The sequence below is a fragment of the Burkholderia sp. AU38729 genome (genome assembly GCF_020419725.1).
Classification (GTDB): Bacteria; Pseudomonadota; Gammaproteobacteria; order Burkholderiales; family Burkholderiaceae; genus Burkholderia.
Map to the genome: position 1 here is coordinate 75,283 of NZ_JAIZQO010000006.1, position 20,759 is coordinate 96,041.

Genomic DNA, 20,759 nt, shown 5'->3' on the forward strand with positions numbered 1-20,759 from the left:
CGATGGAATTGCCCGCGGAATGAAGTTCAGATCCTGGAGATCATGTCTTTTGATAAGTTCACTCGCCACTGTCATGTTATCTACATCGCCGTCGGCAGCGGTACCTCCAGGCAATGCGTCGACGTTAAGCGCGCTGTTGGATCTGACGGCGGCACGGCTACGAATTGCGAGGCAGGTCGCACTGAGCAAGTGGGACTCCGGAAAGCCCGTGGAGGATCTTTCGAGAGAGTCTGCGGTGATCGCTGCCGCGGTAAAGGAAGCGCGAGCCAACGGAGTACCGGCCAAGTTGGCAGTCCATTTCTTCACGGATCAAATTGAAGCCAACAAGCTTGTCCAGTATGCGCTGCTGGCTGAATGGCGGCGCTCTGATCACGCCCCGGATGATGCGCGTGCGGATCTCGAGAAAGAAATACGTCCCGAACTCGACCGTCTCAAAGGCGGGTTCATCCAAGTACTCGCACAATCCGGTGAATTTCGGGACCGTACTGACTGCAGCGAGCGCATTTCTCGCGCAACTCACGAGTACATCGCGACGCACTCTTTGAATTCGCTCTATGCACTCGCTATGGATCGCGCGCTTGCTCGGGTTTGCGAGCGTGACGAGCAACGTCCCTGACAAACGCACCGCGAATCGCGTATCTGTTTCGTTTTGTGTCGTCGCCGCCATTGCCTATGAAAAGTCCGCGGAACGCGCAGCAGAAGTGGTCGCTGCACTCGAAAAGCGTGGCCGGCAAGCCGTCGCCTGCTTCCCGTCCGGTATGGATGCCGTGACGCGCGCGCTCTGCGCCGGCACCGTCAAAACCCGCGATTCATGAATCTACTGCTGCGTTTGTGTCTGACGTTCCTGCTGAGCCTGCGTCGTCAGCGACTGCACATTCTCGACACCTGTGTCACGCCGTTTCGCGTGTGGCCAAACGACCTCGATGTGCTGCGCCACATGACCAATGGCCGCTACTTTGGCATTCTCGATCTGGGGCGGGTCGATCTGCTGCTGCGCTCGCGCGTCTGGCAACGCGTCAATGCGCAAGGGTGGTATCCCGTCGTCACGCTCGAGACGATACGATTTCATCGATCGCTGCATCTGTGGGAGCGCTACGACGTCACGACGCGTGTGATCGGTTGGGACGAGAAGCATGTGTTCCTGGAGCAGGGGTTCAGCCGCGGCGGGACGCAGGTCGCGGTCGGCGTCGTGCGAACCCGGTTCCTGAAGCGCGGCGGAGGTACCGTGCCGACCGACGAACTGCTGGCGTGGATCGGCGTGACGCAGCCTCCGCCCGAACTGCCCGAATGGGTCGTGCAATGGAGCCGAGCCGAGGGCGGGATGGCGATGCATGCGGAATCGGTTCTACAGACTTGACGCACCGCGATGGCAGCCGCTCGCGGACATGCCGTCAGCGGTCGCGATGGCCTTCGTCGGCGCCGGAAGTTTTCCGGCGCGGTGACGGCATGTGGCGGGATAAATCCGCCCCCTTCAACGCGCGCGACGGGCGGGACGTGGTCGACGTCGAAGCGAACCTTCGACTGGCCGGCCCGCGCCGACGGGTCGCGTGGCGGACGACCGCCATTGTTCCCGCCAGCCGCCTGACCGTCGGCTCGACAGGCGTCCGACGGGGTCGGTCGTTCGACCGATACCGCTGCGTCGCGGCAATTGCGATCCTTCTCGTCACGCCCCTGTCACCACGGCATGACGCGTGCACCATCCGCAAGATTACGAGGAAGTTCGCTGTGAAACGTTCGACGATTCATCCGCTGTGGGTCCGTCTTCTCCATTGGATCAATGCCGCCGCAGTCATCGCCATGTGCCTGAGCGGCTGGCAGGTCTACAACGCGTCGCCGATTGTCAGGGCGGTCACGTTTCCGCGTTCCACCACGCTTGGAGGCTGGCTGGGCGGTGCGCTCCTCTGGCACTTCGCGGCGATGTGGATCCTGGTCGGCAACCTGTTCGCCTATCTCGTGCTCGGCATGGCGACAGGGCGGTTGCGCAGGAAGCTGTTGCCGCTCGGCATGCGCGCGCTTCTTTCCGACCTCGCCGCCGCGCTGCGCGGAAAGCTGGTTCACGATGATCCCGCGCAGTACAACGCCGTGCAGAAGTTCGCGTATCTCGGCGCGCTCGCCGATATCGTGCTGCTCGTTCTGTCGGGGCTCGCCATCTGGAAACCGGTGCAGTTTGCTTTCCTGAGGACATTGATGGGCGGATTCGACAACGCGCGCATCGTTCATTTCGTCGCGATGAGCGTGCTCGTCGGTTTCCTTGCCGTTCATGTCGTGATGGTCGCGCTCGTTCCGCGCTCATTGCTCACGATGATTCGAGGGCGCTGATCATGAATGAACCCAAACGTTCGTCGCGGGCCGACCGCGTCTCGCAGCTCGATTCGCGTGCGATCGTCAAGGATGCGCGCAACGCGCTCCAGTCGACGCAACGCCGCCTGTTCGGCAAGCGGATCCTCACGCTCGGCGGCCTGATGCTGCTTTCCGGCTGCGACCTGACCGACGACCAATCGGTCAACACGATGCTGCGCCGCGTGTCTTCGTTCAACGACGACGTGCAGGCGTCGCTCTTCGATCCGCGCAAGCTTGCGCCGACGTATCCGGAGTCGATGATCGCGCGGCCCTTTCCATTCAACGCGTACTACGACATCGACCAGGTGCCGGACGTGGATGCGGAGAAATATCGGCTCCAGCTCGGCGGGCTGGTCAAGGGCAGGCGTACGTGGACGCTCGACGAGCTCCATGCGTTGCCGCAGGAAAGCCAGGTTACGCGGCATATCTGCATCGAAGGGTGGAGCGCGATAGGCAAGTGGGGCGGCGTGCGATTTTCCGATTTCCTGTTGCGCGCCGGCGCCGACACCACCGCGAAGTACGTCGCGCTGCATTGCGCCGACAACTACTGGACGAGCATCGACATGCCGACCGCGCTCCATCCGCAAACGCTGCTGACGCTCACCTATGACGGCCGCGTCTTGCCGGCGAAGTACGGCTTCCCGATGAAGCTGCGCATGCCGACCAAGCTCGGATACAAGAATCCCAAACACATCGTCGCCATCACGGTGACCAACGCATTCCCGGGCGGTTATTGGGAAAACCAGGGATACAACTGGTTTGGCGGCTCCTGAGCCCTTGGCCCTGGACACCTCGCCGGTCACATTCTCGATCGCAACCTCATCAAAGGAGCATTCATGTCCATTCGACTCAAACTCGCCGCCTCCGTCGTCGCGGCGACGCTGGCCGGCACCGCGTTCGCGCAATCCGCCGCGGGCAAGCCCGAGCGCATTCGTGGCGACATCGTCTCGTTTTCCGGAGACAGCCTGAAGGTACATCGCCGCAGCGGCGATACCGTGCTCATCAATGTCGCGGCGTCGACCAACGTGAACGCGGTGAAAGCGATTCAGCTTTCCGATATCAAACCGGGTTCCTATGTCGGCGCAGCGGCCACGCCGGGCGAGAACGGCAAGTTGATCGCGAAGGAAGTGCTCGTATTCCCCGAAGCCGCGCGCGGCATGGGTGAAGGCCACTATGCGTGGGATCTCGCGGCGAACAGCTCGATGACGAACGCGAACGTGGATACCATCGTTCAAGGCACGAGCGGGCGCGATCTCAAGCTTTCGTACAAGGGCGGCAGCAACACGATCAACGTGCCGCCCGACGCGCCGGTCGTGACGCTCATCCAGGCGACGCGCGCCGATTTGTCGGCGGGCAAGAAGATTTTCGTCGTGGCTACGCCGGGCAAGGACGGGGGATACGACGGACGCCAGATCGTGGTCGAGAAGGACGGGGTAGCGCCTCCGATGTAAGCCGGCCGCCGGCGGGCGACTTGTCGTTCGCCGGCGTGTCCGCGATTCGTTTTCTTTCGGGCCGACCGTTGCGTCGGCCCGAGACCGTCAATCGAAGTCGGTCGCGATGGAGCGCGCGCGCCATGCGTCGATGTCCCGGCGGAACGCCTTCAGCTTGCGCTCCGCAATGGCATGGGCACTCGGTCCGATCGGCAGGTGCAACGGTGGATCGTCCGAGTCGATCGCCTGGATGATCACCGCGGCGGCTTTGGCGGGATCGCCTGCCTGATGTCCGTCATTGCTGTCGCGGTAGCTGCGCGCGGAGCCGGCGGTTGCCGAATAGTCGCCGATTTGCTGCTTGGCGACCGTGATCGAGCGCCCCAGGAATTCGGTTCGAAACGGACCGGGCTCCACGATGACCACGCGAATGCCCATCGGTTCGACTTCCTGCGCGAGGGCCTCCGACAGGCCTTCGACGGCAAACTTCGTCGCGTTGTAATAGCCGCGGCCCCCGGAGCCGGCGATACCGGCACCGGACGACAGGTTCACGATCCTGCCACCGCCGGTACGTCGCATCAGCGGCAACGCCGCACGCGTCGTCTCGATGAGCCCGAAGACGTTCACATCGAATAACGGCCGGTATTCCTCCGGCGTGCCTTCTTCGATTGCGCCCATGAATCCATGCCCGGCGTTGTTGACCAGCACGTCCAACCTGCCGAACGCTTCGATCGTCAACGCCATGGCCGCGTGTATCGTCTCCGGCTTCGTCACGTCCAGCGCTGCAACACGCAGCGTGTCCGGATAACGCCGTGCCAGATCGCGTAGCGTTTCCGGCGCGCGCGCCGTTGCCACCACGTGGTCGCCGCGCGCGGCCGCCGCGCGTGCGAGATGCAGGCCGAAGCCGCCGGAGCAGCCGGTGATCAACCAGGTTTTGTTCATGCGTTTCTCCTTCCGCTCGATTCTGCTTTTCAATACGCTCGACAGAGCACGTCAATATGCGCGCCGATGCAGGATCGGCGCACGTTCCCGCGAGCATGGCGCGTCAGCGCATGCCGCCCGACGCGAGAATGATCTCGCCCGTCATCCATCCCGAGTCGTCGGACGCGAGAAACGAAACGATCGGCGCGATGTCCCGCACCTGGCCGATGCGGCCGAGCGGCGTCTGGTCCGCGTTCCACGTCTCGAAGTCCGATCCGATGACGCCGGCGGCATGGGTGCCCTCGGTTTCCACCAAGCCGGGGTTCACGGCATTGACCCGGATGCCGCGCGGGCCGAGCTCCCGCGCGAGCACCCCGGTGATGGCGTCGATTGCGCCTTTCGTGCCGCTGTAGATGGCACTCTCGGCCGGAAGGACGCGCGTGACGTTGGAGCTGATGTTGACGATGCTGCTGCCGTTGCCGAGGTGCGGCGCGGCGGCGCCGGCGACCAGCAGCGGACCGAGCACGTTGATGTCGAATTGCTCGCGGTAGCGCGCCTCGGTGGTTTCCTCGATCCTGGCGAACTGGTAGACGCCGGCGTTGTTCACCACGATGTCCAACCGCCCGAAATGGTCGATGGCTGCGTTGACGAGTGCCTCGACCTCCGCCTTGTTCGTCACGTCGGCGCGCACCGCCAATGCCTTCCCGCCGGCGGCCTGAATGTCCCCGACGACCTGTTCGGCACCGCTCGCGCTGGATGCGTAGTTGACGACGACCTGTGCGCCGTCGGCCGCAAGCTGGCGCGCGATGCCTGCGCCGATGCCTTTCGATGCCCCCGTCACGATCGCGACCTTGCCCTTCAACTTGTTCATGTCTTCACACTCCGCAGAGGTTGGCCCCGAGCGGGGCGGTTCGGTAGATGCAAGTCACCATCGTGAGGCTCACACAATTGTTTGTGAATGGTCGTTCTTGTATATTGAATGTACATTTTTGAACGAAGGTTCATCGCATGGAATGGAGTGATGTCCGGGTGTTTCTGGCGGTCAAGCGGGGCGGATCTTTCGGTGCGGCAGCCCGAAGCCTGGGCGTGAGCCATCCAACGATCGGCCGCCGGATCAAGGCGCTGGAGGATGAATCCGGGCAGGCGCTGTTCCGCAGGACCGCGGATGGGCTGGTGCTCACCGACGCCGGCGATACCGTGCTGAGCCTCGCCGAAGCCATGGAAAACGCCGCGCTGGCGATGGAGCGGCGTCTGGCCGGTCATCACGACCGTCTCGAAGGCATCTTGCGGATATCGTGCGCAGAGTGGTTCGCCGGCTACGTTCTCGCGCCGGTTCTGGCGGAACTGGTGCGCCGTCATCCGGCCGTGGTGCCGGAAGTGATCGCGAGCTACCGATTGCTGAGCCTGTCGCGTCGCGAGGCCGACCTGGCCTTCCGGATCGTTCCTTTCACCGAACCGGACATTGTCCAGCGCCGCATGATGAGCGTTCCGTACGGCCTTTACGGCACGGCGGAAACCGCGCGTGCGTTGCGGCGCGATCCTGCTTCAGTGGGATTGATCGTGATGAATACGGCGCAGTCTCACTTCCCCGACGTCGCCTGGCTGCTCGACAGGTTCCCGCGGTCGCGGCGCGTGTTCACCAGCACGAGCCGAGCCGTTCAGGGCCGGATGTGCGCGGCAGGCATGGGCATGGCGGTGCTGCCGCGACCGCTGGGCGACGCGATACCGGCAGTGCAGCGCATCGAAACGCCGGAACCGCCCCCATCCCGAGACATCTGGGTGGGGTACCACCATGACCTTCGGCATATGGATCGCTTGCGCGCGATGCTCGATATCGCCGATACGATGCTGACCGAATCACCGATTGCCGCGCGCTGAATTGAACTTCGTGGGTGCTCTCGGCCAGATACGGTCATCATCCGCGCCGCGGTGAATGACCGCTTCAATCCTTAACGGGTAAGACACATGACCATCCGTGAATTGATCATCCCGCCGACGATGCAACGTATCGTAGAGCGCGCCGGTTATGTACCGGCCGTGAAGGTTGGGTCCATTGTTTTTTGCGCCGGACAGGTCGGGCGTACCGTTGACCTCGAAGTCATCGCCGATCCCGAAGCGCAATTCCTGGCATGCTGGGAAAATTTGCGCGTGGTTCTGGAAGCGGCTGGGTGCACTTTTGAAGATGTTGTCGATATGACGACATACCACGTGCAGATGGGCACGCATATGCCCGTATTTCGCGACGTGAAGAATCGGGTTTTTCCACGCGGCACATGCGCGTGGACTTCGATCGGCGTGACCGAACTCGCGCATCCCGGCTTGCTGGTCGAGATCAAGTGCGTGGCAGTCAAGCGAGATGCCGCTGCGGCGGGAGCGTCAGCCAATCGCTGAAGGGCGGCCGTTTTCCACGCATTCCCAGCGGTAGGGCGCCCGCGCTGGCGACAGCCGCCAGCCGATACAGCGGTGCCGGACGAACGCGTCGGGGTGGCCGGGCGCGCCGTGTTTTTCGATGTAACCGGGCGCGGCCGCCGCGCGTTCGCGTTGCCCGCCGCCCAGCGGCATGGCGATCATGTCCTTCTCGATGCATTGTCCCAGTCGGATCCCGGCATCGAATCCGCGCGACGATGTCGAATTCGTGGTTCGTGACGGATGAATGCTCTCCGCACCGCGGAGAGCATTCAGGTGATGCCCGTCAGGGCCCACTCCTTGCTCAACGTCCTTCTCGGTATTTCCGAGAACGTTCGAACAAGGAGGGCCTGACATGAAAGCAGTCGTATTTCACGGTATCGGCGACATTCGCATCGACACGGTGCCCGATCCCGAAGTCACCGACGCGACCGACGCGGTCGTGCGCCTGACGGCCAGCGCGATCTGCGGCACCGACCTGCACATGGTGCGCGGCACCCTCGGCGGGATGAAGCCGGGCACGATCCTCGGCCACGAGGGTGTCGGCATCGTCGAGACGGTCGGGCGCGACGTGCGCAACCTGCGGCGCGGCGACCGCGTGCTGATTCCGTCGACGATCGCATGCGGCAGTTGCGCGTACTGCCGCGCGGGCTACACCGCGCAATGCGACGTCGCGAACCCGGGCGGCCCGCGTGCGGGTACCGCGTTCTTCGGCGGTCCGGCCGCGAGCGGCGCGTTCGACGGGCTGCAGGCCGAGTACGCGCGCACGCCGCTTGCGCATGCAAGCCTGATTCGGCTGCCGGATGCGATCGACGACGATCGCGCGATCCTGATGTCGGACATTTTTCCCACCGGCTATTTCGGCGCGCAGCTCGCGGAAGTGAGCGCGGGCGACACGGTCGCCGTGTTCGGCGCGGGGCCGGTCGGCCAGTTCGCGATCGCGAGCGCGAAGCTGATGGGCGCCGGGCGCGTGATCGCGATCGACCGCGTGGCGTCGCGTCTCGAGATGGCGTGCGCGCAAGGCGCGGAGATCGTCGATTTCGCGGAGGACGATCCGGTCGAGACGGTGCTGCGGCTGACGGGCGGAATCGGCGTCGATCGCGTGATCGACGCGGTGGGCGTCGACGCGATGCGCGCGACGCACGGGCCGGCCGCGGCCGATCGCGACGCGGCGCATGCATTCGATGCGGAAGTCGAGGCGATCGCGCCGCACCGCAAGCCGGACGGCCGCAACTGGGTGCCGGGCGACGGGCCGTCGCAGGTGCTGCAATGGGCGGTGCGCGCGGTCGCGAAAGCCGGCACGGTGGCGGTGATCGGCGTGTATCCGCCGGCGGCCCGCGTGTTTCCGGTCGGCGATGCGATGAACCGCAACCTGACGATCAAGATGGGCAACTGCAATCACCGAACGGTGACGCCGCCGCTCGTCGAGCTCGTGCGCAGCGGCGCATTCGACCCGCTGTCGGTGCTCACGCGTTGCGAGCCGCTGACGAATGCGATCGAGGCCTATCGCGCGTTCGACACGCGCGAGCCGGGCTGGATGAAGGTGAAGCTGACGCCATGACGATGCCAACCGAAACCGGGAGGACTGCGATGAACGATCCCTATGACAACTGCATGGCCGCTTGCGACGCGTGCGCCCACGCCTGCGATGCCTGTACGGCCGCGTGCCTCGCCGAACGCGACGCGCAGGCGCTGGCCGACTGCATCGCGCTCGACATCGAATGCGCGCAGCTGTGCCGCTTCGCGTCGGGTGCGATGGCGCGCCGCAGTGTGCTCACGCCCAGCGTCTGCGCGCTGTGCGCGCAGGCATGCGACTTGTGTGCAGCCGAATGCCGGCGGCATGCACACGATCATTGCCGCCGCTGCGCGCTCGCGTGTGAAGCATGCGCGGCGATGTGTCGGGCGGTGGCTTGAGCACGGCGGTCACGGCGTGCGGCGAACCCGGCGCGCGACGCGCTGCAGCAGCGCGTCGAGCACGGCTATTTCGACGGGCTTCACGAGGTGCTCGTCGAAGCCTGCGCGTTCGGTGCGCGCCAGGTCCGCCGCGCTGGCATGTCCCGACAGCGCCACGCAGGTCGTGTCGCGCAGCGCGTCGATCGCGCGCAGTTCGTGCAGGAGCGTGAAGCCGTCGACGTCGGGCATCGTGAGGTCGAGGATCATCAGCTGCGGGGCGTAGTCGCGGGCGAGCGCAACGGCGTCGTGCGCGTTGTAGGCGACGCGCGGCGCGTGCCCCTTCACCTGCAGCAGCACGGCGAGCGTGTCGGCCGAATCGCGATTGTCGTCGACGATGACGATGCGGAGCGGCGTCGTGTCCGTCTGCGCGGACTTGACCGGCCCGCGCACGTCGACGCGGGTCGCGCGCGCCATGCGGTCGATCGGTAGCCGCACCGTAAACGTCGCACCGTGACCGGGCCCGGCACTTTCGGCCGAGATGCGCCCGCCGTGCAGTTCGACGAACGTCCGGCAGATCGCGAGCCCCAGCCCGAAGCCTTCGGCCGGCCGCCGGCCCGCTCCGCTTTCCTGCTCGAACAGGTCGAAGATGGTTTCGAGCGCGTCGCGCGCGATGCCGACGCCGCGATCGATCACGCGGATCGCGACGACCGGCCCCTCGATCGTGGCGCCGACGTCGATGCGTCCGCCGAGCGGCGAGAACTTCGACGCATTGTCGAGCAGGTTGTGCAGCACCTGGACGAGCCGCGCATCGTCGCCGTGCAACGGCACGGCATCGGCCGGCAGATCGACGTGGATGTGCTGCCCGCGCGCGGCCAGCTTCGGCTGGATGCTTTCGACGCCGCGGCACACGATGTCGCGCACGGTAATGGGGCGGTCTTCCAGCTCGAGCTTGCCGGCGGTGATGCGCCCGACGTCGAGCAGGTCGTCGACGAGGCGCGTCAGTTGCGTGACCTGACGATGCACGGCGTCGCGGCACTGCGCGAGCGCGGGTGCCGGGTCGGCCAGGCTCTGCAGCACGCCGACCGAATGGCGCAACGGCGCGAGATGGTTGCGCAGCTCGTGCGCGAGCATCGCGATGAACACGCTGAGCCGGTGCGTCGACGCTTCGAGCTCCTCGAGGCGCTTGCGCTCGGTCATGTCGCGCGTGATCTTGATGAAGCCGCAGAGCTGGTTCGAGTGATCGTGCACGGGCGTGATCGTCACGCTCGCCCAGAACTGCGAGCCGTCCTTGCGCACGCGCCAGCCTTCGTCCTCGAAGTGGCCGTTGGCGGCCGCTTCGGCGAGCCCGAGCGACGGCCGGCCGGCCGCGATCGCGTCGGGCGGATAGAAGCGCGAGAAGTGGTGGCCGACGATCTCCGCGGCGCGATAGCCCTTGATGCGCGCGGCCCCCGCGTTCCAGGTCGCGACGTTGCCGTACGGGTCGAGCATGAACACCGCGTAGTCGGTGATCGACTCGACGACCGTCTGGAACCGGAACTCGGCGAAGCGGTGCAACAGGTCGCGCGCGTCGGATTGCCCGAGCGGCGGCGGAGGCGAGCGAGGATTGAGGTCGTCTTTCATCATCCGAGCGGCTTGTCGAAGACGGGCGGGCAAGCGCCGCCCGGCCGCCGTCGGGCGGGCCGGCGGCGGCGGTACGAATCGGATTGGCACCCCCGAAAGCATAAGGGAACTCAATTCGGCTGATCAATGAGCGCGCATCGGTTGTGCCGATCGCCATTCCGGCCGCGCGCAATCGGTTCCGGTGCGCGGGGCGGCACGCCGATTGCACGCGTTTGCATTCCGCCGGTCGTGCCGCGTTGGCCGGCTGCCCGCGGCCGCGAGCCTTGCAAGGAGATCGACATGAACAGCACGCTGAACCCCGACAACGAACCGTCCGAACCGGACGACGACAATGCCGGCCGCGGCCGCGACGGCCGCGCCCTGGGCCCGAGCGACTCGTCCGACAGCGGCAGCGACACGGCCGGCGCGCGGCGTCATCCGTTCGACGTCGATTCGCCGCTCGACGATCACGCGCTCGAACGCGGCGATGCCGCGCTCGACAGCGATACGGACCGTGCGGGCACCGGTGAGCGCGCGTCGGCGGACGGCGATTCGACGCTCGACGAGGGCGCGGACATCAAGCCGGATCGCACCGAGCGGCTGAGCGAGCCCGGTCGCACGACGGAACCGGATGACGGGGACGAAGCGGGCGATGACGGCACGCCGTGACGCCCGGCACGCAAAAACTGCAATCGCATTGCAGATTCTCGCGTCCGGTAGCCGATCGACGTCGCCAGGCGCGCCGGTCTTCCACCGGCCACGCCATCGGCACGCGACTTGCATTCGACCGGAGCGACGCGCGCCGTGACACGGCATGGGGCCGTGCACGGCGCAGGCGCGCTCAAGGAGGGGCACGATGCAACGACGATATCCCGGACGGCACGGCGAACGCGGTGGCCCGCCCGACTGGCAGGAGCGCAACGAACGCGCAGCCCGAGGCGCCGGCGAGCGCGGCATCCCGGACGATCCGGCGCGATGGCCCGACGCGGGCGACGAGTCGGCGTACCGCCGCTTCGCGAGCGAGGACGTCGGCCCGGAAGATTGGGGCAGCGAATGGAGCGAACGCGCGGCGCGGCCGGTCGGCCAGCGGCGCGGCGAGGCCGATGCGGGCTGGCAGGGCGACTTCCCGCGCCAGCCGGCGCGCGAACGCGATCCCGGCTACGGCGAACGCGACTATCACGCGCAGGGCCGCGACTGGCGGGAAAGCCCGTACCGCGGCGTTCCCCCGGAGTTTCGCGGGCATCACCGGATGGGCGGGTACGACCGCGACCGCGCCTATGGCGATCCGCGCGACGATGCGCGCTACCGCGGCGACGCCCCCGACTTGTCGCGATTCGGCAGCGACGCCGAACGCGACGCGCTGCGCAATCGTCGCGGGCCGAAAGGCTATACGCGATCGGATGAGCGGATCCGCGAAGAGGTGTGCGAGCGGCTCGCGCATGCGCTCGACATCGACGTGAGCGACGTCACGGTGCAGGTGCAGGACGGCCGCGTCGAACTGGACGGCACGGTGCCGGCCCGATGGATGAAGCACGGCATCGAGGACCTGGCCGATGGCTGCATGGGCGTGCGCGACGTCGAGAATCGCGTGCGGGTGCGTCGTGACGAGGGCGAGCACGATTCGGGGATGGTGCTGCATCCCGACCAGCGCACCGTGACGCCGACGCAGCCCGCCGTACTCGATCCCGAGCCGGGCACCGTCGGTCGCGACCGCGAGCGCAAACCGCACCACTGAGCGCGCGTGCACGAACCGGCGCGCCCCGAACCGCGTCGCGCACGCATGATCACGGGAACCGACGATATGCCGCTCGGGCAGTGCTCGTGATCGTCATCGGCACGTGCGGCGGCGGCTTCGTCACATTCGCGATCGATGCGGCATGCACGGCCGTGTTTGCGCGCCGGCGGATGCGCTGCCAGCGGCGTGTCATTCGCCAGATGGACGCCGCGCATGATCGAGAAGGCTGCGCTCAGCCTGAGGGCCTGGCGCTGTCCGGCCACGCGCTCGACCGCGACCGCGACCGCACGCGCGCGGTCGAGGCCGGTTTCCACGCTGACCTGACCCAGCCCGCGGCAACGGCCGACCGGATCGCGCCGTTGCGCGCACTCGCATTTCCCTCTGGAGAAACCCATGTCCCACCCGCCACCCGAAGCGCTGACCGGCCGCCGCGCCGGTAGCGCGTTCGTCGACCGCCAGACCGCGGTCGCCGCGGTCGAACTGCTGCTGCCGAGCCTGTCGGCCGCGCTGCAGAGCGACTTCGTCGGCGACAGCGGCTGCCTGCACATCGTGATCATGGATCCCGCGCTCGGGCCTCGCGACGCGGCGTTCGAGGACGCGATCCTGTACGAGTTCTCGTTGCCCGACCCGAAGGACTGGGACGCCGACTACCGGGCGTATGCGCGCGCGAAGGCGCGGCTGTCGTGGGAAACGGGCCGCGACGGCCACGTCGTGCAGGCGCTCGAGCCATACCGGCTGCGCGCGGGCGATACGAACCTGTGGGGCGGCGTCGCGCTCGGCGGGATCGTAGTCGGCGTGTCGGGCGCGCAGCCGTGGTTCGACGAGGCATTCGCGGGATGCATCGCGCACTGCCTGCGTGCGCTCGCGAAGCGCCGCGCGCAGGCGACGCCGGACGCGCTGGCGATCTGAGCGCGGCCGTGCGGGGCGGTTTTTACAGCAGCTTATAAAAAAGCCAGCGAGCGCTTGCCGGCGCGCGAGGCGGCACGCGCGCCGGCAAGCCGGCACGGTTCTCGCTGTATCTCCTGCATCGACGCTTGTCGCGACAAGCGTCACGGCCAGTCCGGATGCGTCCGGACGTTCGCAAGGAGGTGCAGGTGAACGACGTCAAACACGATTCCGCCGGAGTGCCGCTCGCCGGCCGCGTCGCGCTGGTGACCGGCGGCGGCCGCGGGCTCGGCGAGGCCATTTGCGAAGACCTGGCGCGGCACGGCGCGCACGTGGTGGTCGCCGATCTCGACGGCGACCGCGCGGCCGCCGTCGCGCAGCGGCTCGAACGGCACGGCGGGCAGGCGGTCGGCCGGCCGCTCGACGTGCGCGACGAGGCGTCCGTGCTGCAGGTCGTGCACGACGCGCGGGAAGCGCTCGGCGATCTCGACGTGGTCGTCAACAACGCGGCGATCGACGTGACCGCGCCAATCGACGACGTGAGCGTCGACGCGTGGCGGCAGGTGCTGATGACGAACCTGCTCGGCCCCTACCTGATGTGCCACGCGGCCGTGCCGATGATGAAGGCGCGCGGCACCGGGCATATCGTCAACATCGCGTCGACCGCGTCGAAGCGCGCGTGGCCGAATGCATCCGCCTATCACGCGACGAAGTGGGGGCTGCTCGGCCTGTCGCACGCGCTGCATGCCGAACTGCGGCCGGCCGGCGTGAGCGTGTCGGCGATCGTCGCGGGCGGAATGCGCACGCCGTTCCTGCTCGACCGCTTCCCGGACATCGACGCGGGCACGCTGCAGCCGGCCGAGAACGTCGCGGCCGCCGTGCGCTTCGTGCTGATGCAGCCGCCCGGCACGGTGGTGCCGGAAGTGATGGTGCTGCCGATGAAGGAGACGTCATGGCCTTGACGCGCGAACGGGGGCTGCCCGGGGCCGTGCTGATCGACAAGGACGGCACGTTGCTCGACGACGTGCCCTACAACGTCGATCCGGCGCGCATGCGCCTCGCACCGGGCGCGGCACGTGCGCTGCGCACGCTCGGCGCGACCGGCATGCCGCTGGTGGTCGTCTCGAACCAGCCGGGCGTCGCGCTCGGCCGCTTTACCGAAAACGAGCTTGGCGCGGTCCGCCGGTGTCTCGCCGAATTGTTCGAAGCAAACGGCGCGACGCTGGCGGATTTTTTTTACTGCCCGCATCACCCGCGGGGCAGCGTGCCGGCCTATACGGTTGACTGCGTCTGCCGCAAGCCGCGCCCCGGCATGTTGCGTCGCGCGCTGGCCACGCTGGGCGTCGTCCCCGAATGGAGCTGGATGATCGGCGACATCCTCGACGACGTCGCGGCCGGGCGCGCCGCGCGTTGCCGCACGATCCTCGTCGACTGCGGGCACGAGACCGAATGGCGCACCGGCGCCGCGCGATCGCCGCACCACATCGTCGATCGCGTCGACCGCGCGGCCGACATCGTCGCGCGCGAAGCCGTGCGGCGGCACGGCACCTGGGGCCGGCGATGAACGCCGCGTGGCGTCGCGCGCGACGCATCCTCTGCGTGCGGCTCGACAGCGTCGGCGACGTGCTGATGACGACGCCCGCGTTGCGCGCGCTGAAGGAAAGCGGCGAGGGGCGCCGGCTCACGCTGCTGACGTCGCGCACGGGCGCCGCGCTGGCGGCGCACCTGCCGATGGTCGACGACGTGTGGACCTACGATGCGCCGTGGGTCAAGCACCCCGACGTGCACGGCGATCCGGTCGCCGATCTCGACATGATCGACCGGCTGCTGGCCGGCCGTTTCGATGCGGCCGCGGTTTTTACCGTCTACAGCCAGAATCCGCTGCCCGCCGCGATGATGTGCTGGCTGGCGGGCATTCCGCTGCGGCTCGCGCATTGCCGCGAGAACCCGTACGAACTGCTGACCGACCGCGTGCCGGAAAGCGAACCGGAGTCGCACGTGCGGCACGAGGTGGCGCGGCAGCTCGCGCTCGTGCGCGCGATCGGCGCCACGACGTCGAACTGGCGGATGGCGTTCGAGCCGGGCGACGCGGCGCGGCGTGCGGTGAGCGCGCGGTTGCAGGCCACGGTGCAGCGCATCGGCGGCCCGCGCCGGCCGGGCGCGCCATCCGCGCGCTGGCTCGTCGTGCATCCGGGCGCGAGCGCGGCGTCGCGTCGCTGGCCGGCCGAGCGCTTCGGCGAGGTGGCCGCGAGCGTCGCGCCGCTGTTCGACGGCATCGCGGTGACCGGTAGCGAAAGCGAGCGCGCGCTGGTCGACACGGTGTGCGCCCGCGCGGGCCCGCGCGCGGTGCCGTTGGCGGGCGTGCTGTCGCTCGGCGAACTCGGCGCGCTGATCGAGACGGCCGACCTGCTGCTGTCGAACAATTCCGGCCCGGTGCATCTCGCGGCCGCGCTCGGCACGCCGGTGGTCGATCTCTATGCGCTGACCAATCCGCAGCACACGCCGTGGCGGGTGCCGCACCGGGTGCTGAACGTCGACGTGCCATGCCGCAACTGCTACCGCAGCGTGTGCGACCAACCCGGCCATCCGTGCCTGCGGGAGGTGAGCGTCGACGATGCGGTCGCCGCCGTGCACGCGCTGCTGCGCGGCCGTATGCGCCATGCGCGGCGGGCGGCCGTGCGGGCCGCCATGCACGGTGACGGGCCGGTCGACGCGAGCCCGTCGAACGTGATTCCGTTCTCGCCCGCCATCACGAGGAGCTGACGCATGCCCGAACCGATCCATACGCTCGGCATCAATGCCGCCTTTCACGACAGTGCCGCGTGCCTCGTGCGCGACGGCATCGTGATCGCGGCCGCCGAGGACGAACGCTTCACGCACGTGAAGCATGCGAAGCGCCCGGTACCGTTCTCGACCTGGGAGCTGCCCTACCATGCGATCGACTACTGTCTCGCGGAGGCCGGCATCGTGCTCGCGGACGTCGACCACGTCGCGTATTCGTACGACCCGTGGTTCGAGCTCGACCGCGACACGGCCGAGCCGTCGCTGAGCTTGCCGCTTTCGCCGTCGGCCCACGCGCCGCGCAACGGCGGCGCGTCGCCATGGCATCCGCTGTTCCTGTCGTCGATCGTGAACGCGCCGCGCCAGCTCGCGGACGGTGCGCCGCACCACCTGCAGCGGCGTTTTCGCGGTGTCACGCACGACGGGCCGTTCCGCTGGCATTTCGTCGAGCACCATCTCGCGCACGAGGCGAGCGCGTTTCTCGCGGCGCCTTTCGCGCGCTGCGCGGTGATGACGATGGACGGGCGCGGCGAGCGTGCGACGACGAGCTACGGCGCGTTCGACGGCCGGTCGTACCGGCGGCTCGGCCAGGTCAACCTGCCGCATTCGCTCGGGTTGCTGTACGAACGCGTGACGCGCTACCTCGGCTTCCTGCACTCGTCCGACGAGTACAAGGTGATGGCGCTCGCGTCGTACGGCAAGCCGGTGTTCGCCGACGCGATGCGCAAGCTGGTGCGCTACGACGGCGACGGACGCTACGCGATCCTCGACGGCGATCTCGTTGCGATGTTCGGCCCGCCGCGCGAACGCGGCGGCCCGATCGAGCCGCATCACTGCGACATCGCGCATGCGTTGCAGCGCGTGCTGGAAGAAACGGCATTGCAGGCGGTCGACTGGCTGGCCGCCGGCACCGGCGAGCGGCAGCTCGCGATGGCGGGCGGGGTCGCGCTGAACTGCGTGATGAACGCGAAGATCCGCGATCGCGGCCCGTTCGACGACGTGTGGGTGCAGCCGGCCGCCGGTGACGCCGGCACCGCGCTCGGCGCGGCGCTGTGGACCGACTTCCGGATGCGCGGCGAGCGCGGTGCATGGCGGATGGAGCATGCGTATCTCGGGCCGTCATACGGTGACGACGCGATCGAGGCGTTCCTGAAGGACGCGCAACTGCCGTACCGGCGGCTGGCCGACGTCGCCGCGCAAACGGCCGCGCTGCTCGCGGCGAACCGCGTGATCGGCTGGTTCCAGGGGCGCATGGAGTTCGGCCCGCGCGCGCTCGGCGCACGCTCGATCCTCGCGTCGCCGACCGACCCGGACATGCAGCGCAAGCTCAACAAGATCAAGGATCGCGAGGACTTTCGGCCGGTCGCGCCGGTCGTGCTTGAAAGCAAGGCGCATCACTGGTTCCGCGGCGGACGGCGCACGCCGCTGCGCGCGCCGTTCATGCTGTTCGTGTACGACGTCGCGCCCGGCGCGGAGGCGACGATTCCGGCCGTGCGCCATATCGACGGCACCGCGCGCGTGCAGACCGTCGACGAGGCCCAGCATCCGCTGCTGCACGCGTTGCTGACCGAGTTCGACGCGCTCACCGGCGTACCGGTGCTCGTCAACACGTCGTTCAATACACGGGGCGAGCCGATCGTCTGCTCGCCGCGCGACGCGCTCGAATGCTTCTGGACGTCGCCGCTCGACGCGCTCGTGATCGGTTCGTTCCTGCTGGAGAAACCGAGATGAACGCGCGCGACACGCAACGGCCGCCGGTCGTGTCGGTCGTCGTGCCGACCTACCGGCGGCCCGACCTGCTCGAACGCTGCCTCGACGCGCTGTGCGTGCAGGTGTTCGACCCGACGGCCTACGAGATCATCGTGGTCGACGACGACGCCGCCGGCAGCGCGCGGCCCGTCGTCGAGCGGTGCCGTGCGCGCGTGACCGACGTGCCGGCGATCCGCTACATGACCGCGCCCGCCACGCAGGGGCCGGCCGGTGCGCGCAACGTCGGCTGGCGCAGCGCGTGCGGAGCGTTGATCGCGTTCACCGACGACGACACGATTCCCGATCCGGCGTGGCTGCGCCACGGCACGGCCGCGTTGCTGGCCGAACCGTCCGCGTCCGCCGCCGCGGGCCGCATCGACGTGCCGTTGCGGCCGCACCCGACCGACTACGAACGCGACGCGGCCGGCCTCACGCATGCGGAATTCGCAACCGCGAACTGTTTCGTGCGGCGCGTGGCGCTCGAACGGGTCGGCGGCTTCGACGAACGCTTCACGCGCGCCTGGCGCGAGGACGCGGACCTGATGTTCGCGTTGCGCGAACACGCGGGGCCGATCGTCGACGCCGACGCGGCGTGCATCGTGCATCCGGTGCGCCCCGCGCGCTGGGGCGCGAGCATCGGCCAGCAGTCGAAGGTCTATTTCGACGCGCTGCTGTACAAGAAGCACCGCGCGACCTACCGCCGCCATATCCGGCCGGTGCCGCCGTGGCATTACTACGCGGCGGTGCTCGCCGCGCTCGGCGCGCTCGTGTGCTTCGCGGCCGGGTGGCCGGCGCCGGGCGTGGCATGCGCGGCGGCCTGGGCCGTGTTGACGGCGGCGTTCTGCGTGAAGCGCTTGCGCGGCACGCGGCTCACGCCGTCGCACGTGGCCGAGATGATCGTCACGTCCATCGCGATTCCGCCCGTGTCGCTGTACTGGCGCATGCGCGGCGCGCTTCATTTCCGGGTCCTGTTCCTATGACGACCGAACCTGCCGACTTCGAGCGCGTGCGGCGCCCGGCGCGCATCGCGGTGTTCCGTGCGCTGCAGCTCGGCGACATGCTGTGCGCGGTGCCCGCGTTGCGCGCGCTACGGCGCGGCGAACCCGACGCGCGGATCACGCTGATCGGGCTGCCGTGGGCGCGCGAGTTTGCGTCGCGTTTCTCGGACTACCTCGACGGCTTCATCGCATTTCCCGGTGCGCCGGGGCTCGGCGAACAACCGGTGCCCGACGCAGCCGCCCGTGAAGCGTTCATCGCCGAATGCCGCGCGCGGGATTTCGACCTCGCGATCCAGCTGCACGGCAGCGGCACGCACACCAACGCGATCGTCGCGTCGCTCGGGGCCACGCGCACGGCGGGCTTCGTCCCGGCCGACGGTGGCGCGACCCGGCTCGACCACACGCTCGCGTGGCGGGACGACGAGCCGGAAGTCACGCGTTACCTGGCGCTGATGCGCGCGCTCGGCTATGCGGAATGGGGCGACTACCTCGAATTCCCGCTCGGCGGGCTGGATTACGCGTTGTGGCACGTGCTGTGCGACGAGCATGCGCTCGATCCGGGGCGCTACGTGATCGTGCATCCCGGTGCGCGGATGGCGTCGCGGCGCTGGCCGGTCGAGCGCTTTGCGCTCGCCGCACGGCAGCTCGCGGACGACGGCTGGCAGATCGTGTTGACCGGCACGCGCGCGGAACGGGCGCTGGCCGATGCGTTCGCCGAGCATCTCGCGCGGCCCTGCGTGAACCTGTGCGGCCGCACGCCGCTCGGCGCGCTGGCCGCGCTGATCGGACGCGCACGGCTGGTGTTGTGCAACGACACGGGCGTGTCGCACGTCGCGGCGGCGCTCGGCACGCCGAGCGTGGTCGTCGCGTGCGGCAGCGACACGGCCCGCTGGGCGCCGCTCGACCGCGCGCGTCATCGCGTCCTCGCGAACTATCCGGCGTGCCGGCCGTGCATGTTCGACACGTGCCCGTATGGGCACGAATGCGCGATGGCGATCGGCGTCGGCGACGTGGTCGAGCGGGCGGGCGAACTGCTGGCGGAGGAGAGGCGTCATGTCACGTAAGCGGCTGCGCGTGCTGACCTGGCACGTGCATGGCAATTACCTGTATTACCTGTCGCAGGCGCCGCACGAGTTCTTCATCGTGACGAAGCCGCACGATCCGCCCGGCTATGCGGGCCGCGTCGGGCACCTGCCTTGGGGCGACAACGTGCACGAGGTGCCGGCGGAGTGCGTGCGCGACACCGCATTCGACTGCGTGCTGTACCAGCATCAGAAGCATTACGAGCACGACCGCCTGCGGCTGCTGAGCGACGACCAGCGTGCGTTGCCGACCCTGTTCGTCGAGCACGATCCGCCGCGCGGGCATCCGACCGATACGCTGCATCCGGTGCAGGATCCGAACGTGCTGCTGGTGCACGTGACGCCGTTCAACGCGCTGATGTGGGACAACGGCGTGACGCCGACGCGCGTGATCGAGCATGGCGTGCTGATGCCGGACCACGTCGCGTATCACGGGACGTTGCCGAAAGGCGTGACGGTCGTGAACAACCTGGCGCGCCGGGGGCGTCGGCTGGGCGCCGACCTGTTCGAGGCCGCGCGTCACAGCGTGCCGCTCGAACTGGTCGGGATGGGCTCGGCCGAGCTCGGCGGGATCGGCGAGGTGCCGAACCCGGCGCTGCCGCATTTCCTGTCGCACTACCGGTTCTTCTTCAATCCGATCCGCTATACGAGCCTCGGGCTCGCGGTGATCGAGGCGATGATGATCGGGATGCCGATCGTCGCGCTCGCGACGACCGAGATGGCGCTGCTCGTCCGGAGCGGACGCAACGGCATGGCCGATACGCGGCCGGCCGTGCTGATCGATGCGATGCGCATGCTGATCCGCGATCCCGATCTCGCACGCGAGTGGGGCGCCGCCGCGCGACGCGACGCGTGCGAGCGCTTCGGCATCGAGCGGTTCGTGCGCGACTGGGACGCGGCGTTGCACGACGTCGCGACCTGAGCCGCACGCGTGCCGCGCGGG

The 20,759-nt window shown here is 68.3% G+C and carries 24 protein-coding genes and 1 pseudogene; 21 read left to right on the top strand and 4 right to left on the bottom strand.

Annotated elements, in window-relative coordinates; all coding sequences use genetic code 11:
* Positions 1-73 precede the first annotated feature (73 nt).
* From LGM56_RS17185 to LGM56_RS17210, 6 genes are all read left to right on the top strand, one after another.
* A complete protein-coding gene (locus LGM56_RS17185) occupies positions 74-616 on the top strand; it encodes a chorismate mutase (RefSeq protein WP_264170935.1) in 543 nt (180 codons plus the stop codon).
* Entirely contained in the window at positions 597-815 is a 219-nt protein-coding gene (locus LGM56_RS17190; protein ID WP_179254957.1) for a hypothetical protein, read from the top strand. Before LGM56_RS17185 ends, LGM56_RS17190 begins: the two co-directional genes overlap by 20 nt.
* The gene (locus tag LGM56_RS17195; RefSeq protein ID WP_089498286.1) at positions 812-1,357 is read left to right on the top strand and encodes a thioesterase family protein; all 546 of its coding nucleotides are present in this window, start codon (positions 812-814) and stop codon (positions 1,355-1,357) included. The genes LGM56_RS17190 and LGM56_RS17195 overlap by 4 nt, the downstream gene beginning before the upstream one ends.
* A 368-nt stretch (positions 1,358-1,725) precedes the next feature.
* Entirely contained in the window at positions 1,726-2,319 is a 594-nt protein-coding gene (locus LGM56_RS17200; protein WP_226206388.1) for a cytochrome b/b6 domain-containing protein, read from the top strand.
* Between the two features lie 2 nt (positions 2,320-2,321).
* Positions 2,322-3,113, top strand: a complete 792-nt coding sequence (locus LGM56_RS17205) for a molybdopterin-dependent oxidoreductase (RefSeq protein ID WP_226205932.1) — start codon at positions 2,322-2,324, stop codon at positions 3,111-3,113.
* A 63-nt stretch (positions 3,114-3,176) separates the two neighbouring features.
* Positions 3,177-3,791, top strand: coding sequence for a hypothetical protein (locus tag LGM56_RS17210; protein ID WP_089459821.1), 615 nt, complete (start codon positions 3,177-3,179; stop codon positions 3,789-3,791).
* Positions 3,792-3,878: 87 nt separating this feature from the next.
* Here the strand turns inward: LGM56_RS17210 and LGM56_RS17215 are convergent, their stop codons facing one another.
* The gene (locus tag LGM56_RS17215) at positions 3,879-4,709 is read right to left on the bottom strand and encodes an oxidoreductase (protein WP_226205933.1); all 831 of its coding nucleotides are present in this window, start codon (positions 4,707-4,709) and stop codon (positions 3,879-3,881) included.
* A 103-nt stretch (positions 4,710-4,812) separates the two neighbouring features.
* Positions 4,813-5,559 carry a glucose 1-dehydrogenase gene (locus LGM56_RS17220; protein ID WP_226205934.1) on the bottom strand — a complete coding sequence of 249 codons (747 nt, stop codon included), beginning with the start codon at positions 5,557-5,559 and terminating at the stop codon, positions 4,813-4,815.
* Positions 5,560-5,696: 137 nt separating this feature from the next.
* On the opposite strand from LGM56_RS17220, the gene LGM56_RS17225 reads away from it, so the two are divergent.
* Positions 5,697-6,566 (top strand): LysR family transcriptional regulator, encoded by an 870-nt coding sequence (locus LGM56_RS17225; RefSeq protein ID WP_089498292.1) that lies wholly within the window; start codon positions 5,697-5,699, stop codon positions 6,564-6,566.
* Between the two features lie 87 nt (positions 6,567-6,653).
* Positions 6,654-7,079: a RidA family protein gene (locus LGM56_RS17230; RefSeq protein WP_089498293.1), complete on the top strand. Its 426-nt coding sequence runs from the start codon at positions 6,654-6,656 to the stop codon at positions 7,077-7,079.
* Here LGM56_RS17230 and LGM56_RS17235 read toward each other — a convergent pair.
* Positions 7,065-7,259: a hypothetical protein gene (locus LGM56_RS17235; RefSeq protein WP_089498294.1), complete on the bottom strand. Its 195-nt coding sequence runs from the start codon at positions 7,257-7,259 to the stop codon at positions 7,065-7,067. The genes LGM56_RS17230 and LGM56_RS17235 overlap by 15 nt on opposite strands.
* Before the next feature lie 190 nt (positions 7,260-7,449).
* Here LGM56_RS17235 and LGM56_RS17240 point away from each other — a divergent pair, with 190 nt between their 5' ends.
* Positions 7,450-8,655 carry a zinc-dependent alcohol dehydrogenase gene (locus tag LGM56_RS17240; RefSeq protein ID WP_226205935.1) on the top strand — a complete coding sequence of 402 codons (1,206 nt, stop codon included), beginning with the start codon at positions 7,450-7,452 and terminating at the stop codon, positions 8,653-8,655.
* A gap of 29 nt (positions 8,656-8,684) precedes the next feature.
* Positions 8,685-9,008, top strand: a complete 324-nt coding sequence (locus LGM56_RS17245; RefSeq protein WP_226205937.1) for a four-helix bundle copper-binding protein — start codon at positions 8,685-8,687, stop codon at positions 9,006-9,008.
* Positions 9,009-9,017: 9 nt separating this feature from the next.
* Here LGM56_RS17245 and LGM56_RS17250 read toward each other — a convergent pair whose 3' ends face one another.
* Complete coding sequence (locus LGM56_RS17250) at positions 9,018-10,610, bottom strand: ATP-binding protein (protein ID WP_226205939.1); 1,593 nt, start codon at positions 10,608-10,610, stop codon at positions 9,018-9,020.
* A 276-nt stretch (positions 10,611-10,886) separates the two neighbouring features.
* Between LGM56_RS17250 and LGM56_RS17255 the strand changes: the two genes are divergently transcribed.
* From LGM56_RS17255 to LGM56_RS17305, 11 genes and pseudogenes are all read left to right on the top strand, one after another.
* Positions 10,887-11,255: a chemotaxis protein gene (locus LGM56_RS17255; protein WP_226205941.1), complete on the top strand. Its 369-nt coding sequence runs from the start codon at positions 10,887-10,889 to the stop codon at positions 11,253-11,255.
* Positions 11,256-11,442: 187 nt separating this feature from the next.
* Entirely contained in the window at positions 11,443-12,321 is an 879-nt protein-coding gene (locus tag LGM56_RS17260; protein ID WP_089498298.1) for a BON domain-containing protein, read from the top strand.
* 191 nt (positions 12,322-12,512) lie between these two features.
* Positions 12,513-12,761, top strand: a pseudogene (locus tag LGM56_RS17265) (response regulator); the annotation flags it as partial.
* Complete coding sequence (locus tag LGM56_RS17270) at positions 12,715-13,230, top strand: hypothetical protein (RefSeq protein ID WP_089498299.1); 516 nt, start codon at positions 12,715-12,717, stop codon at positions 13,228-13,230. The pseudogene LGM56_RS17265 and the gene LGM56_RS17270, both read left to right, overlap by 47 nt.
* A 155-nt stretch (positions 13,231-13,385) precedes the next feature.
* Positions 13,386-14,168: an SDR family oxidoreductase gene (locus LGM56_RS17275; protein ID WP_226205943.1), complete on the top strand. Its 783-nt coding sequence runs from the start codon at positions 13,386-13,388 to the stop codon at positions 14,166-14,168.
* The gene (locus LGM56_RS17280; protein WP_226205945.1) at positions 14,159-14,770 is read left to right on the top strand and encodes a D-glycero-alpha-D-manno-heptose-1,7-bisphosphate 7-phosphatase; all 612 of its coding nucleotides are present in this window, start codon (positions 14,159-14,161) and stop codon (positions 14,768-14,770) included. The genes LGM56_RS17275 and LGM56_RS17280 overlap by 10 nt, the downstream gene beginning before the upstream one ends.
* A complete protein-coding gene (locus LGM56_RS17285) occupies positions 14,767-15,969 on the top strand; it encodes a glycosyltransferase family 9 protein (protein WP_226205948.1) in 1,203 nt (400 codons plus the stop codon). Before LGM56_RS17280 ends, LGM56_RS17285 begins: the two co-directional genes overlap by 4 nt.
* Before the next feature lie 3 nt (positions 15,970-15,972).
* Positions 15,973-17,718 carry a carbamoyltransferase gene (locus LGM56_RS17290; protein ID WP_226205950.1) on the top strand — a complete coding sequence of 582 codons (1,746 nt, stop codon included), beginning with the start codon at positions 15,973-15,975 and terminating at the stop codon, positions 17,716-17,718.
* A complete protein-coding gene (locus LGM56_RS17295; RefSeq protein ID WP_226205952.1) occupies positions 17,715-18,716 on the top strand; it encodes a glycosyltransferase family 2 protein in 1,002 nt (333 codons plus the stop codon). Before LGM56_RS17290 ends, LGM56_RS17295 begins: the two co-directional genes overlap by 4 nt.
* Positions 18,713-19,798 (top strand): glycosyltransferase family 9 protein, encoded by a 1,086-nt coding sequence (locus LGM56_RS17300; protein ID WP_226205954.1) that lies wholly within the window; start codon positions 18,713-18,715, stop codon positions 19,796-19,798. Before LGM56_RS17295 ends, LGM56_RS17300 begins: the two co-directional genes overlap by 4 nt.
* Positions 19,788-20,738 carry a glycosyltransferase gene (locus LGM56_RS17305; protein WP_226205956.1) on the top strand — a complete coding sequence of 317 codons (951 nt, stop codon included), beginning with the start codon at positions 19,788-19,790 and terminating at the stop codon, positions 20,736-20,738. Before LGM56_RS17300 ends, LGM56_RS17305 begins: the two co-directional genes overlap by 11 nt.
* Positions 20,739-20,759: the final 21 nt, after the last annotated feature.

Bases quoted from the DNA above. Each gene is read 5' to 3' on its own strand.
- LGM56_RS17300 (WP_226205954.1), top strand. From the start codon at position 18,713: ATGACGACCGAACCTGCCGACTTCGAGCGCGTGCGGCGCCCGGCGCGC.
- LGM56_RS17275 (WP_226205943.1), top strand. From the start codon at position 13,386: ATGCGTCCGGACGTTCGCAAGGAGGTGCAGGTGAACGACGTCAAACAC.
- LGM56_RS17235 (WP_089498294.1), bottom strand. From the start codon at position 7,259: ATGATCGCCATGCCGCTGGGCGGCGGGCAACGCGAACGCGCGGCGGCC.
- LGM56_RS17195 (WP_089498286.1), top strand. From the start codon at position 812: ATGAATCTACTGCTGCGTTTGTGTCTGACGTTCCTGCTGAGCCTGCGT.
- LGM56_RS17240 (WP_226205935.1), top strand. From the start codon at position 7,450: ATGAAAGCAGTCGTATTTCACGGTATCGGCGACATTCGCATCGACACG.
- LGM56_RS17220 (WP_226205934.1), bottom strand. From the start codon at position 5,559: ATGAACAAGTTGAAGGGCAAGGTCGCGATCGTGACGGGGGCATCGAAA.
- LGM56_RS17225 (WP_089498292.1), top strand. From the start codon at position 5,697: ATGGAATGGAGTGATGTCCGGGTGTTTCTGGCGGTCAAGCGGGGCGGA.
- LGM56_RS17250 (WP_226205939.1), bottom strand. From the start codon at position 10,610: ATGATGAAAGACGACCTCAATCCTCGCTCGCCTCCGCCGCCGCTCGGG.
- LGM56_RS17280 (WP_226205945.1), top strand. From the start codon at position 14,159: ATGGCCTTGACGCGCGAACGGGGGCTGCCCGGGGCCGTGCTGATCGAC.
- LGM56_RS17260 (WP_089498298.1), top strand. From the start codon at position 11,443: ATGCAACGACGATATCCCGGACGGCACGGCGAACGCGGTGGCCCGCCC.
- LGM56_RS17205 (WP_226205932.1), top strand. From the start codon at position 2,322: ATGAATGAACCCAAACGTTCGTCGCGGGCCGACCGCGTCTCGCAGCTC.
- LGM56_RS17210 (WP_089459821.1), top strand. From the start codon at position 3,177: ATGTCCATTCGACTCAAACTCGCCGCCTCCGTCGTCGCGGCGACGCTG.
- LGM56_RS17285 (WP_226205948.1), top strand. From the start codon at position 14,767: ATGAACGCCGCGTGGCGTCGCGCGCGACGCATCCTCTGCGTGCGGCTC.
- LGM56_RS17245 (WP_226205937.1), top strand. From the start codon at position 8,685: ATGAACGATCCCTATGACAACTGCATGGCCGCTTGCGACGCGTGCGCC.
- LGM56_RS17185 (WP_264170935.1), top strand. From the start codon at position 74: ATGTTATCTACATCGCCGTCGGCAGCGGTACCTCCAGGCAATGCGTCG.
- LGM56_RS17230 (WP_089498293.1), top strand. From the start codon at position 6,654: ATGACCATCCGTGAATTGATCATCCCGCCGACGATGCAACGTATCGTA.
- LGM56_RS17215 (WP_226205933.1), bottom strand. From the start codon at position 4,709: ATGAACAAAACCTGGTTGATCACCGGCTGCTCCGGCGGCTTCGGCCTG.
- LGM56_RS17290 (WP_226205950.1), top strand. From the start codon at position 15,973: ATGCCCGAACCGATCCATACGCTCGGCATCAATGCCGCCTTTCACGAC.
- LGM56_RS17305 (WP_226205956.1), top strand. From the start codon at position 19,788: ATGTCACGTAAGCGGCTGCGCGTGCTGACCTGGCACGTGCATGGCAAT.
- LGM56_RS17255 (WP_226205941.1), top strand. From the start codon at position 10,887: ATGAACAGCACGCTGAACCCCGACAACGAACCGTCCGAACCGGACGAC.
- LGM56_RS17295 (WP_226205952.1), top strand. From the start codon at position 17,715: ATGAACGCGCGCGACACGCAACGGCCGCCGGTCGTGTCGGTCGTCGTG.
- LGM56_RS17270 (WP_089498299.1), top strand. From the start codon at position 12,715: ATGTCCCACCCGCCACCCGAAGCGCTGACCGGCCGCCGCGCCGGTAGC.